The sequence below is a fragment of the Mucilaginibacter litoreus genome, from assembly GCF_042676805.1.
GTDB classification, from domain to species: Bacteria; Bacteroidota; Bacteroidia; order Sphingobacteriales; family Sphingobacteriaceae; genus Mucilaginibacter; species Mucilaginibacter litoreus.
Genome location: NZ_JBHTHZ010000005.1, coordinates 599,951 through 612,798, shown reverse-complemented (window position 1 = coordinate 612,798; position 12,848 = coordinate 599,951). Strand labels below are relative to the sequence as shown.

The following is a 12,848-nucleotide window of genomic DNA, read 5'->3' as shown; positions in this document are numbered from 1 at the left end:
TAATAGTATTGTTTAACCAATTAACATCATCCAGCTACTTATTACCATAACCCTAAATATGGAAAACTCAGCACCAAACATCAACGGTAAAGCTACTGCAGGAAATACTTATGATGCTATTGTAGTAGGCTCCGGTATCAGCGGTGGCTGGGCCGCCAAAGAACTGACCGAGTTGGGCCTTAAAACCATTATGCTTGAGCGTGGGCCCAACTACGAGCATATCAAGGATTACAAAACCGCGAATAATGCACCCTGGCAATTTGAGCACCGGGGCAATGTTACGCAAGCTCAGCGCAAGGAGCGGCCGGTTATATCACGCAACTGGGGCGCTTACGAACCTATTATGGATGCCTGGGTTGATGAGCAGCAGGCGCCTTACACAGAGGTTAAGCCCTTTAACTGGTGGCGCTCTTACCGCTTAGGCGGCCGCTCCATTTTATGGGGCAGGCAAAGTTACCGCTGGAGCGACCTGGACTTTGAAGCTAATGCAAAAGATGGTTGGGCGATAGACTGGCCTATCCGTTATAAGGATATCGCGCCCTGGTATGACCATGTGGAGAAATTCATTGGGATAAGCGGTTCAATAGAAGGTATCCCTAACTTACCCGATGGCCATTTTTTACCGCCGATGGACCTGAATGTGGTAGAGAAAGATGTGGCTGCCAGCATCAAAAAAAAGTTTGGCAGGCACATGATCATCGGTCGCTCGGCAAACATCACTGTACCTTACAACAACCGCACAAACTGCCAGTACCGTAACCGCTGCTGGGAAGGATGTCCGTTTGGCGGATATTTTAGTACTCAGGCTTCAACATTACCGGCCGCTGTAAAAACCGGCAATCTTACGGTAAGGCCACAATCTATAGTAACCAAAGTACTGTACGACAAGGATACCAGGCGTGCAAAAGGTGTAGAGGTGCTTGATGCCGAAACTAACAAAACCTATGAGTACTATGCAAAAGTAGTGTTCCTTAACGCGTCAGCTTTGAACAGCGCCTGGGTGCTAATGAATTCTGCTACTGATATATGGCCCGATGGCTTAGGAAGCAGTAGCGGCGAACTGGGCCATAATATTATGGATCACCATTATAATCTTGGTGCCAGTGGCATGGTGGAAGGTTATGAAGATAAATACTATTTTGGCCGCAGGGCTAATGGTGTTTATGTTGTACGCTTTGCCAATATTGGGAACGATAAACGCGATTACCTGCGTGGGTTTGGCTATCAGGGAGCCGCTGGCAGGCAAGGCTGGAGCCGCGAAATAGCCGAATATGGCATTGGGACTAAATATAAAGACGCTTTGGCCGAACCAGGCCCATGGACAATGGGGATTGGCGGTTTTGGCGAATTGCTGCCTTATCATGAAAATAAGATAACGCTTGATAAACAGGTTAAAGATAAATGGGGACTGCCGGTTTTATCTATGGATGCCGAGATCAAGGATAACGAGCGCAAAATGCGGCTCGACATTGTAAAAGAAGCCAAAGCGATGCTGGAAGCAGCGGGCGTAAAAAATGTAGAAACACATGATAATGGACACAATATTGGCGATGGAATCCATGAAATGGGTACCGCAAGAATGGGCCTCGACCCGAAAACATCTGTGTTAAATAAACATAACCAGGTTTGGGATGCACCGAATGTATTTGTTACGGATGGCGCCTGCATGACATCGTCAGCCTGTCAAAATCCGTCTTTAACTTATATGGCATTTACCGCTCGTGCTGCAAACTTTGCTGTGGATGAGTTAAAGAAAGGTAATATCTGATTGAGCTATTACAATTACAGAAGATGATTACAAATAATAGTATGAAATTTAAATACAGCCTTTTAGTTGCCTTGATAGCCATTTGCAATGCCTCCGGTTTTGCTAAGCCAAAAGTGTTGGTGTTTTGTAAAACGGCTGGTTTTCATCACGAGTCAATAGCGGTTGGTGTACCAGCAATAATCAAATTGGGCCAGGAAAACAACTTTGATGTTGATACCACTACCAATGCTGAACTTTTTACCGCTGATAATTTAAAAAAATATAAAGCGGTGATTTTTTTAAGTACTACCGGTGATGTATTGAACAATGATCAGCAAGCCGCATTTGAGCAGTATATTAAACATGGCGGCGGTTTTGTTGGAGTACATGCTGCAACCGATACCGAATACGACTGGCCCTGGTATGGTAACCTTGTTGGCGCTTATTTTAAAAGCCATCCCAGCAAGCAGCAGGAGGCTAACCTGCAGGTTGTAGACAAGAGTTTTGTTGCAACTAAACATTTACCGGCTACCTGGCGAAGGTTGGACGAATGGTACAATTACAAATGGATAGCCAGCGATTTGCACGTGCTGATAAAAATTGATGAAAAAAGTTATACCGGCGGCGAAAATGGCGAAGATCACCCCATGAGCTGGTACCATGATTATGACGGAGGACGTGCGTTTTATACGGCATTGGGCCATACCGATGCCTCATACAGCGAACCATTGTTTTTACAGCATTTAGCAGGCGGGATTAAATATGCAATAGGAGAGAAGTGACCAGCACTTCTCTCTTTGCATCAGAATGTTAAGCCAGGTTACGGCCTGCGTTTACAATGCCATATACCGTACGTATAACCAGTTTATTATATATGCCTGTCAGCTCTTCATCTTCAGTTTCGTTAAGGCGTTGCAGCGCATAATGCTGTACAATTACCAAAGGAAGAACTATCCGCTCGCGGATAGCAATAGAGCGCCTGTCAACCGGAAATTCTTCCATCAATACCTTGGTCCCGGTCAACTCAAGTAACATATCCCTGGTCAGCTCGTATTCACTTTTTAAGCCTTTCCAGAATTTACTGAACTTTTTGTCCTTCACCATGTAGGCCGTAACGTTGAAATTGGATTTAGACATGGACATCATGCAGTTATCCAGCATGGTTTTGAAAAAGCCGGATTGATAATATAAATCCTTAACATCTTCCCAATGACCTTCATCCTTCATCTTTTTAAGGGCGGTACCTACACCGTAAAAACCAGGTATATTTTGTTTTAACTGGCTCCATGATGTTACAAAGCTAATGGCACGCAAATCCTCAAGCTTGAGTTTAGCGCCTGCATTACGCTTTGTAGGCCTGCTGCTAATATTTATCTGCGATAAAAGCTTTAGCGGGCTGTATTTTTCGAGATACTCTACAAACAAAGGATGTTCGCGCAGGTCTAAAAACATTTTATGGCTGGTTTCGGCCATGATAGCTATCAGTTGCTTATGATTATCATCGAGCAAATCATGATGACTGGGGTGCAACGCGGATGTGACACCGGCATTTATCAATTGCTCGGTATTGAACCTTGCTGTTTCTATTGATCCATACTGCGAGCTAACAGTTTGCCCCTGTATAGTAAGCTGAATATGATCATTTGCAATTTCTTTACCCATGGAAGCATAAAAACGATGTGTTTTGCCACCACCACGGGCTGGCGGGCCGCCACGGCCGTCAAAAAATGCCAGTTGTACACCATATTTTCGCGCCATGGCTGTTAATTCAACTTTGGCTTTATAAATACTCCAGTTCGCCATCAGATACCCGCCATCTTTGGTACTATCGCTAAAACCAAGCATAATGGCTTGCTTGTTATCCCGCTTTTTAAGGTGCGATTTGTAAAAAGGATGGGTATATAAACGTTCCATTACCTCGCTTGCATGCTTAAGGTCGTTAACGGTTTCAAACAGAGGCATAAAATCAACGCTGAGCTTGTCTTTTTCCCATCCGCTCCACAAAAATAAAGCAATTAGTTGCAGTATGTCCGAAGCTTGCTGGCAGTTGCTTATAATAAAGCGCTGGCAGCCTTTTTGGCCGTTGCTGTGCTGTATCTGTTTCATCAGCCTGATAGTATCCAGCGTATCGCGTATCAGCGGCTCTGCAGTTTCGGGGCACTTAAAATCCGCCTGATTAAACGGCAGGCTTTTAATTTTTGACTCCTCACTCATTTCTGCATAATTTTTAGGTACGCCAGTGTATACCTTTTCGGTGGTGTACTTAAACACATCACGCAATACACGGCTATCCTGCCTTATATCAAGCGTAGCGAAATACGAACCAAATAACTGTACTTTTTGTATCAGGCTATCTACAATATTTACAAAAAGGCTATCATGGCTGCTAACCAGTGTTTCATGCATTTCGCGCAAAATCCTCAATATTTCCGGCTGAAGATCTTTCGGGTTTTCCTGCGCGTTGAATGCGTTATCATAAAGCAGTGCCTCAAGGGTTGCTATGTTATCGGCAAAGCCGCGGAAGGTAATACGCCTTTTAAGGCTCCTGAAATCGCGGTAATAACACCGGAAGATAGTCTGCCTCAACAGCGAAGCCACGGATCGGGTGGTTTCGGTATTTACATTTGGGTTGCCATCCCTATCGCCACCCGGCCAAAAACCAAGTTCCAGCACGTTTTTATTGGCATCAATGTCAAATTCATCCTCCAGTTTAGCCTGTATGGATGAAAGCGCATGGTAAAAAATATTTTCCAGGAACCATACCAGGCTCACTGCTTCATCAACAGGTGTTGGTGACGTTTTGTTGAAGAATGGTGTTTTGCCTAATTGCTGCAGCAGCGCATCAATGCTTGATATGTCGTTAGTTTTAAGTGCCTCAATCAAATCCGTCATGATGCCCAGCACTGTGCCCGGATAAAACTGGGTTGGATGTGCAGTAAGCACCAATCTTAATGAAAAATCCTGCAGTTTTTTACTGATAGTTGCCCTGGCCTGCTCATTTAATGAGGCTTGCTGTATCATGCTTTGTAGAGTCCCGGTATCATCAGACCGGCCTACTTTGCTAAATGAGGAGTCTTCAATGGCATCAAACAATACTACCTGCCGCTCTATGTATTGAATAAACCTGAAAAGCCTGTTAAGTTGTTCACGGTGATCTATCCCTGGTACATATTTTTCGAAGAACGACTCAATGATCTCGGTAGGAGATAGTTGATTAGCAGCACCTTTTTCGCAATGCGAACTGAAAAAGGGAAGTAAAATACCAATCTCTTTAACCTGGTAAAAAGGCAGCGTTTGAAACAAGCTGTTATACAATTCAAAGCGTTTAACAACCTCATGATTAAATACAGATTCCTTTTGACTGAGCCTTACTGTTGATGGCATAATTACAGGTTTATAAGTATGATAAATGGTATTAACGGGGTGAATTTAATTATCTAAAATTTAAATACATTAAAAACTGCAAAATTTATAATGTTTAGCAGGTTTAGTTTAATTATTGTTATTGTAAAACCTTAGCTGTATTATTTGTTTAATTTTGCAGCATAAATATCGTGCCTAATATTTAGTAGATGAAGCGCCATCAGCGGGAAATTAAAAGCTTTTTTTATAGTCAGTATTTTTCTGATGGACTGCGCATGTGTGCCGGCATTTTAGCTCCGTCACTTATCATGATGGAACTTGGTGAGTTTGACATCGGTTTAACTTTGTCATTAGGTGCACTGTGTATCTGTACCATTGATAGCCCCGGGCCATTGGCGCATAAACGTAACGGTATGGCTATTGGCAATCTTTTATTGCTTGTAGTTTCTTTGATAACCGGTTATGCCCGCCTTAATGTGATTACCCTTGGCATTGAAATTACTGCATTTGCCTTCTTGTTCTCAATGCTTACAGTTTACGGCAACCGGGCCGCCTCTGTAGGCACTGCGGCTTTGCTTATCATGATATTTATGATGGATAAGCAGGTACCGCCTGCCGAGGTACCTGTGTTTTGCCTAACCCTTTTAGCAGGTGGCGTATGGTATATGGTGTTTGCAATGGTGTTTTTTGGCATTCGCCCATACCGTGCCGCGCAGCAAACGCTTGGCGAAAGCGTAGCCGATGTAGCCCGGTTTTTAAGGATCAAAGCTGATTTTTACGACCCTAAAACTGATATTGATGAAAACTACCGTAAGCTGGTGCTGGCCCAGATACAGGTAAGTAACCATCAGGACGCTGTAAGAGAGATACTATTTAAAAGCCGGTTATTGGTAAAAGAGTCGACAGCGGCAAGTCGTATACTTGTGCTTACCTTTAACGATCTGGTGGATATGTTCGAGCAAATAATGGCGACCCATTATGACTATACCTATATTCGTGATAGGTTTGAAAAAACGGGCATTTTAACAGAGGTAAACAGTTTTTTGCACCTGATAGCGGATGATCTGGATAATATTGGCTATGCTGTACTGGCTAACTCGCGCCCCGAGAAACTGAACAACCTGAACCAGGCGCTGGAAAACCTGAAAAATAAGATTGATAACGTGGGTAATGATGATAAGGAAACCAGCAACCTGGTGTTGAAAAAAATATTGATCAACCTGCGCGATCTGAGTAAGAGCATTACCAACATTTACAAATATTATCATTCAAAGGCATCAGAAGGGTTGCTTCAAAACGCAGGTGATGTTGAATACTCAAAGTTTGTGACCCATCAGGATTTTGCACCGCATATTTTTACAGATAACCTTACGCTTAGATCGGGTGCATTTAAACATGCGCTGCGGGTGGCGCTGGTATGCTTGGTTGGTTTTATTACGGCTAAAAACTTTTCGTTAGGAGGCCATAGTTACTGGGTTTTGCTTACCATTATTGTGATACTTAAACCCGGTTTCAGTTTATCAAAGCAACGCAATTATCAAAGGTTAACAGGTACTATTGCCGGCGGGGTTATAGGCATAGCCATACTTTATTTTGTGCCTGATAAAACAGCACAGTTCATCATACTGGTTATTTTGATGATAGGCACCTATAGCTTCTTGCGGTTAAATTATGTAGTGGCCGTTATTTTCATGACACCGTATGTGCTTATCCTGTTCAAATTTTTAGGGCTTGGTTTAATCAACGTGGCGCAAGAGCGTATTATTGATACGCTTATCGGCTCGGGTATCGCTTTTATTGCAAGCTATCTGATATTCCCTACCTGGGAGTTTCAATTGGTACAGGAAAGCCTTAAGGCTGTAATTAATGCTGATGTTAACTATCTGCAAAAAGTATCAGAAAGTTTAGCTGGTAAGGATGTGACCACTACCGAGTACAAACTTGCACGTAAAGATGTGTATGTAAACTCTGCCAACTTATCAGCAGCGTTTGAAAGGATGACCTCCGAGCCCAAAAGCAAGCAACGTAATATTAAGGATATACATAAATTTGTAGTGCTTAATCATATAATGGCTTCTTATACAGCCAATATAGCTACTGCACTTATACGTAATAAGCTTCAAAACCCGCATGCCGATATGCAAAAGCTTATAAAGAAGAGCATTGCAGTATTAAAGGATACGCTTCAGAAGTTCAACACTCTTCTGCCTGTTACTGTTGCAGATCAACAGTTAACAGAAACGTCAGTTAAGCAGGATGCTCAATCTATACCACTTACCGAGGACGAAAAGCTAATGAAAGAACAATTAGGCTTTATCCATAAGATAGCTGTTGATATGGCAAAAGTGACCGATGGCCTGGTGTAAAAACTGTTTTTTACCGCCGATACTTAAATCTTCTTCTTGTAAAATTTAGTTTGGGCAACGTTTAACGATCCCGGCGGAATAGGTGCATCCCGTTCAGGTATATCAAGCGCACTCCTTATATCATCATCGGTGTCCTTATTAATTTCACGTCCGCGCTCATAGATCGGCAGGTAATCAAGCGTAGTTGTACTCACGCCTGGTAGCTTTACGATGTCCTTGTCGGTGTCAAACTCGGCAATGTCTATCGGTATAATTAGTCTGCCTTCTTCCAAATTTACATCGTTGTTTTCCATATCCAGAATGATGTAACGTACCTTGCGCGTTTCGGGGTTGAATAGCAGTTCGTAAACTTCACCTATTTTATTCTGATGTGTGTCATGTATATCCCAGCCTAAAATGTCTGGCTGATCATCAACAATTTCAAAGTCGCTATCACTTAACTCTTCAAGGTGACTGTAATCACCACTGTTATCTGCAAAATTCATTTTTCGTACGTCTTAGTTTATTTTTGAGCGGCTTTATCAGGATAAGCCACAATTTCTACACTCCGGTTAAGGGCACGGCCGCTTTTGGTGTTATTGCTTGCCAGGGGCTTTTCCTCACCAAGCGACTGTACAGATACTTTGCCCGTATTGAATTCGCCTTTGGTAATTAGCCATTCTTTAACAGCGTTAGCGCGGTCTCCGGCTAAAACCTTATTGCTTCCGCTTGCTCCCGTAGAATCTGTATGCCCGTAAACTGCAATGTTGGCATCTTTAAAGCGTTGTTTCAGCGAGTTTGATATTTGCTCCAGTGCTGCCTCTGCAGAAGGTTGTATATTGCTTTTTCCGGCCGGGAACAAAACGTTCTCACCAAGGCTGTAAATAGTATATTGATCGTTTCCTTTTACAATTATAGCGGTATCGGTCACTTCATTATAACTCGCTTTAGGTATGTTAAAATCAACACTGTTCCAGTCGGGCTGAGTGGTAACTATCACATTGCTGTCGGCTGTGATTTCTTTACGTTCTGTAGTGTCGGTAGCATCAACTTTTAGCGGCGCGGTACGGTTACAGCCCTTATATAATAAAACGGCTACACCTAATGCAAGTATGAAAAAAATTATCCAAAGCCACCAAGAACTATGTCGTTTGGGTTGAACATCTAATTGTGCCATTGCTTATTATCTTTTTTGCTAAGCACGAAGCATAAACCACGCCAAACGGCTTACAAGCGCCATCAGGCATTACTAAAATTTAAAAATCGTTATCGCCACAGGAAAGTTACAGGTAAATACGCTGATCCCGACTGCTATTTGCTACATTAGATGTAAACTAAGCCCTATATCAAAAGATATGAAGAAAGTATACAAATTTTTTATTGCCGCGGCGGTATGTGCAAGCAGCCAAACATTTGCGCAAACCAAAAACGCGGTTGTTAACAACATTGTTAAAGAGGCGACTGAGAACTCGCAGTTGCCAAAGCTTGCACATGAACTTTTAGACGGCATAGGCCCCCGGCTGGTGGGCACTCCGGGATATGACAAGGCCGGTGAGTGGGCGCTGAATAAATACAAAGGCTGGGGCATTACCGCCCGCCAGGAAAAGTGGGGCGATTGGCGCGGGTGGGAGCGCGGCGTATCGCACATTGATATGGTTTACCCGCGTGTGCACAGTATTGAAGGAACACAACTTGCCTGGAGCCCGGGCATGAAGAAGCCTGTTACCGCCGAAACCATTATTTTGCCCGATGTAGCTGACTCTATAGCTTTCCAGAAATGGTTGCCAGCTGTAAAAGGCAAGTTTGTTATGATATCTATGAACCAGCCAACCGGAAGGCCCGATGATAACTGGAAAGAGTTTGCGCTGAAAGAATCGATAGATAAAATGAAAGAGGACCGCACTGCGCAGACAGCCGCATGGCGCAACCGGATAAAAAAGACCGGTTATACCACACGTACGCTTCCTGTAGCGCTTGAAAAAGCCGGGGCGGCAGGTATCATCACCAATTACTGGTCGGCAGGATTTGGGGTTGATAAAATTTTTGCTGCTTATACCAAAACCATACCTACTGTTGATATAGCGCTTGAAGATTATGGATTGCTTTACCGCTTGACGGAAAACAACGAGAAACCTCGTATAACCATCCAGACAGAATCAAAAGAGCTTGGCACCAAACCAACCTTTAACGTGATAGGTGAAATAAAAGGTACCGAAAAACCAAACGAGTATGTTATGCTTTCGGCGCATTTCGACTCATGGGATGGCGGTACAGGAGCTACTGATAATGGTACAGGTACACTCACCATGATGGAAGCTATGCGCATCCTGAAAAAAGTATATCCGAACCCTAAAAGAACTATACTGGTTGGGCATTGGGCCAGTGAGGAGCAGGGCCTGAACGGCTCGCGTGCCTTTGTTGAAGACCATCCCGTAATTGTAGCTAATCTGCAGGCGCTGTTCAATCAGGACAACGGTACAGGCCGTGTTGTAAATATCAGCGGACAAGGTTTTGCCAAAGCGGGCGATTTTATAAGCCGTTGGTTAGAGGTTGTGCCAGATACCATTAAGCATCAGATAAAAACCAGCTTCCCGGGTATGCCGGGCGGCGGCGGGTCAGACTTTGCTTCATTTGTGGCAGTAGGTGCGCCGGGTTTTTCATTAGGATCAAACAGCTGGTCGTACGGCAATTACACATGGCACACCAACCGCGATACTTATGATAAAATAGTTTTTGATGACCTGCGCAGTAATGCCATACTTACGGCTATATTGATTTATATGGCGAGCGAAGATCCGCAGAAATTTCCAAGGGATAAGGCGGAGCTATCTACAGATAGCAGCACAGGGCAACCACGTAAATGGCCGGAGCCGGGCAAGGCCAACCGGCATGGCGGGTTTGAATAAATCGAACTTACTTAAAATAAAAAACCCCTCGAAAGAGGGGTTTTTTGTACAGCAGCAAATCTGTAAGCCGGGTTCTGTATTTCCGGTTAGGAAACTTCTATCATTAATCTGGCCCGGCCGTTGCCAGCCGGATCTATCAACCTACCCATTCTGACGGCCTTTGCAGGCGCGGAAGCGAGCAGCTTCACTTTCAGAACCTATTTGGTTTTTCAACTCCTGAGGTTTACCGCGATCCCGGTCGCCCGGAAAAGCCGTGAGCTCTTACCTCACGTTTTCACCCTTACCCTTGCGGGCGGTATATTCTCTGTGGCACTTGCTGTCGCCGGCTGCCGGCGCCTTCCCGTTAGGAAGCAGGATGCTCTGTGTTGCCCGGACTTTCCTCTGCAGTACAAGCCTGCAGCGATAGAACGTTTTGCAATTACGAAAGTACTGATTTTAGTTGTACCTGCGGTGCCAGAAATGTAAATACGTTTTACTTACAAGTGCTTAAATCTTTCTCTACTTCATCAACCGTAATTGTGCCCTGCTTATTACCAAAGGAATTGGTAATAAAAGTTAATACTTTAGCAATATCCACGGGTGCCATGTCTGTATTTGCAGGCATCGAGCCTTCATAGGCTTTACTGTTAATAGTAAGTATATTTTCGGTGATGCCATTCCTTACAATGCAAGCCAGCAGGTTCTTATTCTTTTTAAGAAAGATAGTATCTGTAAGAGGAGGGATAAGGCTGGTTAAACCCTCGCCGTTGTTGCCATGGCAGTTCTGGCATTTTTGTTTATACAGCTGCGCACCCCCGGTGTAATAGCGTTTAAATTCAAGCTCCGAATCGTTTTGGCACGAGCAGATCACTGCGGGAATTAACAGGACTAAAAATATTATAATCTTGACCCTCATTGTGCAATTTCGGTATTCACTTCGGCGCGCAATAATTTAATATCGTCAATCATTTTGGCCACCTGCTTTTCATCAGTGCCATCATAGTAACCACGTATCCGCTTTTGCTTGTCAACCAGTACAAACCACCCCTGGTGCACGTACCCGCCCGGCGTACCATCATCCTGGGTGATAGATACCAGGTAATGTTTTTGCCCAAGCGTATAAGTTTCTTCTTTATTGCCCTGTAACAACCACCAGGTATTACCGCTTATTCCTAATTTATCAGCATATTTCTTTAACACAGCAACGCTATCGTGTTTAGGGTCGATGGTGTGGGAAATGATCTTAAAATCCGGTACATTTTTAAAGTCGTTGTAAACTTTAAGCATATTACGGTGCATAATAGGGCAGATTGAAGGGCAGGTGGTAAAAAAGAAATCTGCCACGTAAATATTTCCTTTAAGGCTGTTTTGAGTAATGGTGTCTCCGTATTGATTAACAAATTTAAAATCGGGTATGGTTTGATAAACAGTATCAACCACCTGTTTGCCGTTAACGGTTTTTGTAACCGCCTCGCGCTGCCCTAAAATGGGCAAAGTTGGTTTATCGGTATTATTGAATTTACAGGCCGTTGTGGCTAAAACTAAAATTGTTAACAGCCCAATTAATTTTTTCATTTAATGTTGTTTTGTTTGATGAAAGTATCCGCGGTTTTTACAGCCCTATTGAAGTTACTATCAATTGCCTCTATTTGCTTTTTTTGGTCGGTAAGGTAAGCTATAATTTCCTCATGATTTTTTCCTTTATTTTCTGCATCAAAATTATGCATCCAGTTTTCCATGCGGGTATCAGCCGTATCTAAGGCCGCGCGCAATGAGGTTGCTTTTGCAACCAGGTCAGGCGATTGATTACGCTTTATTACTGTATCAAGTTTCATTTTATTGATCATTATCAGTTCATCTTTACCCATTACACGGTCATGCACATGTATAACTTCATTAAGCAGCTCTTTCTCCTGCTTTTGTTTATCGGCACAGCTAAATAAGGTAAAGCTTAACAGGGAAACGGCAATAAGTTTTTTCATCATAAAATGATTATGTGGTTATGATTGTTCTCTGATATACATGATGTAATCGGATACAGGTAACTCTGTTCCGCTCTGTTTTAAAATCCACCCAATCTGAGCCCTATGATGGGTGCCATGATTTATAACATGTGCAAGTATATCGCTCAATTTGTCGTTAAAGGTAACGCCTTTGGTGTTTTTGTAAGTAATAATCCTGTCAAAATCATCTGTTGTCAAGCTGTCCAGATACTCCATCCATTCGTTAAAATTACTATTTGCGAATGTAGCGAGGCTGGTAGTTTCCCAGTTAGGCCAAAGCGGGGTTTGTGGCTCGGGCAGGTACTTGCAACGGGTTAGCCATCTTTGTTGCGCAACTAACAGGTGGGCCATCAGATCTATTGGTTTGCCAGCAGCGCCGGTTTTAAGCAGCAGATCAATCATTTGTTTATTGGCAAACTGATCATAATCAAACAAGCGCTTAAAATAGTTTGTCATAGGCTGCAAAAGTAAAAATACTGGCGGTAAATATGTGGATCGCGGTTGT

The 12,848-nt window shown here is 43.3% G+C and carries 11 protein-coding genes and 1 other RNA gene; 4 read left to right on the top strand and 8 right to left on the bottom strand.

Annotation, left to right across the window (positions count from 1 at the left end; all coding sequences use genetic code 11):
* Nucleotides 1-58: 58 nt before the first annotated feature.
* Entirely contained in the window at nucleotides 59-1,768 is a 1,710-nt protein-coding gene (locus ACFQZX_RS10790) for a GMC oxidoreductase (protein WP_377114922.1), read from the top strand.
* A 41-nt stretch (nucleotides 1,769-1,809) separates the two neighbouring features.
* A complete protein-coding gene (locus tag ACFQZX_RS10785) occupies nucleotides 1,810-2,529 on the top strand; it encodes a ThuA domain-containing protein (protein ID WP_377114919.1) in 720 nt (239 codons plus the stop codon).
* 28 nt (nucleotides 2,530-2,557) lie between these two features.
* Here the strand turns inward: ACFQZX_RS10785 and ACFQZX_RS10780 are convergent, their stop codons facing one another.
* Nucleotides 2,558-5,131: a phosphoenolpyruvate carboxylase gene (locus ACFQZX_RS10780; RefSeq protein WP_377114916.1), complete on the bottom strand. Its 2,574-nt coding sequence runs from the start codon at nucleotides 5,129-5,131 to the stop codon at nucleotides 2,558-2,560.
* A 188-nt stretch (nucleotides 5,132-5,319) separates the two neighbouring features.
* On the opposite strand from ACFQZX_RS10780, the gene ACFQZX_RS10775 reads away from it, so the two are divergent.
* Nucleotides 5,320-7,476, top strand: a complete 2,157-nt coding sequence (locus tag ACFQZX_RS10775) for an FUSC family protein (protein ID WP_377114913.1) — start codon at nucleotides 5,320-5,322, stop codon at nucleotides 7,474-7,476.
* 23 nt (nucleotides 7,477-7,499) lie between these two features.
* Here the strand turns inward: ACFQZX_RS10775 and ACFQZX_RS10770 are convergent, their stop codons facing one another.
* Nucleotides 7,500-7,961: a PRC-barrel domain-containing protein gene (locus ACFQZX_RS10770; protein ID WP_377114910.1), complete on the bottom strand. Its 462-nt coding sequence runs from the start codon at nucleotides 7,959-7,961 to the stop codon at nucleotides 7,500-7,502.
* A gap of 17 nt (nucleotides 7,962-7,978) precedes the next feature.
* Nucleotides 7,979-8,632: an OmpA family protein gene (locus tag ACFQZX_RS10765; RefSeq protein WP_377114907.1), complete on the bottom strand. Its 654-nt coding sequence runs from the start codon at nucleotides 8,630-8,632 to the stop codon at nucleotides 7,979-7,981.
* 178 nt (nucleotides 8,633-8,810) lie between these two features.
* Between ACFQZX_RS10765 and ACFQZX_RS10760 the strand changes: the two genes are divergently transcribed.
* Nucleotides 8,811-10,361 (top strand): M20/M25/M40 family metallo-hydrolase, encoded by a 1,551-nt coding sequence (locus tag ACFQZX_RS10760; RefSeq protein WP_377114904.1) that lies wholly within the window; start codon nucleotides 8,811-8,813, stop codon nucleotides 10,359-10,361.
* A gap of 47 nt (nucleotides 10,362-10,408) precedes the next feature.
* On the opposite strand, the gene rnpB is transcribed toward ACFQZX_RS10760, so the two are convergent.
* From rnpB to ACFQZX_RS10735, 5 genes are all read right to left on the bottom strand, one after another.
* Nucleotides 10,409-10,780, bottom strand: an RNA gene (gene rnpB, locus ACFQZX_RS10755) — RNase P RNA component class A.
* A gap of 53 nt (nucleotides 10,781-10,833) precedes the next feature.
* Nucleotides 10,834-11,256, bottom strand: coding sequence for a c-type cytochrome (locus tag ACFQZX_RS10750; RefSeq protein WP_377114901.1), 423 nt, complete (start codon nucleotides 11,254-11,256; stop codon nucleotides 10,834-10,836).
* Complete coding sequence (locus ACFQZX_RS10745) at nucleotides 11,253-11,915, bottom strand: SCO family protein (protein ID WP_377114898.1); 663 nt, start codon at nucleotides 11,913-11,915, stop codon at nucleotides 11,253-11,255. The genes ACFQZX_RS10750 and ACFQZX_RS10745 overlap by 4 nt, the downstream gene beginning before the upstream one ends.
* Nucleotides 11,912-12,325, bottom strand: coding sequence for a hypothetical protein (locus tag ACFQZX_RS10740; protein ID WP_377114895.1), 414 nt, complete (start codon nucleotides 12,323-12,325; stop codon nucleotides 11,912-11,914). The genes ACFQZX_RS10745 and ACFQZX_RS10740 overlap by 4 nt, the downstream gene beginning before the upstream one ends.
* 15 nt (nucleotides 12,326-12,340) lie before the next feature.
* Nucleotides 12,341-12,799, bottom strand: a complete 459-nt coding sequence (locus ACFQZX_RS10735) for a DinB family protein (RefSeq protein ID WP_377114892.1) — start codon at nucleotides 12,797-12,799, stop codon at nucleotides 12,341-12,343.
* Nucleotides 12,800-12,848 lie beyond the last annotated feature (49 nt).

Coding starts and splice junctions, on each gene's coding strand:
- ACFQZX_RS10790 (WP_377114922.1), top strand. CDS start 59: ATGGAAAACTCAGCACCAAACATCAACGGTAAAGCTACTGCAGGAAAT.
- ACFQZX_RS10785 (WP_377114919.1), top strand. CDS start 1,810: ATGAAATTTAAATACAGCCTTTTAGTTGCCTTGATAGCCATTTGCAAT.
- ACFQZX_RS10780 (WP_377114916.1), bottom strand. CDS start 5,131: ATGCCATCAACAGTAAGGCTCAGTCAAAAGGAATCTGTATTTAATCAT.
- ACFQZX_RS10775 (WP_377114913.1), top strand. CDS start 5,320: ATGAAGCGCCATCAGCGGGAAATTAAAAGCTTTTTTTATAGTCAGTAT.
- ACFQZX_RS10770 (WP_377114910.1), bottom strand. CDS start 7,961: ATGAATTTTGCAGATAACAGTGGTGATTACAGTCACCTTGAAGAGTTA.
- ACFQZX_RS10765 (WP_377114907.1), bottom strand. CDS start 8,632: ATGGCACAATTAGATGTTCAACCCAAACGACATAGTTCTTGGTGGCTT.
- ACFQZX_RS10760 (WP_377114904.1), top strand. CDS start 8,811: ATGAAGAAAGTATACAAATTTTTTATTGCCGCGGCGGTATGTGCAAGC.
- ACFQZX_RS10750 (WP_377114901.1), bottom strand. CDS start 11,256: ATGAGGGTCAAGATTATAATATTTTTAGTCCTGTTAATTCCCGCAGTG.
- ACFQZX_RS10745 (WP_377114898.1), bottom strand. CDS start 11,915: ATGAAAAAATTAATTGGGCTGTTAACAATTTTAGTTTTAGCCACAACG.
- ACFQZX_RS10740 (WP_377114895.1), bottom strand. CDS start 12,325: ATGATGAAAAAACTTATTGCCGTTTCCCTGTTAAGCTTTACCTTATTT.
- ACFQZX_RS10735 (WP_377114892.1), bottom strand. CDS start 12,799: ATGACAAACTATTTTAAGCGCTTGTTTGATTATGATCAGTTTGCCAAT.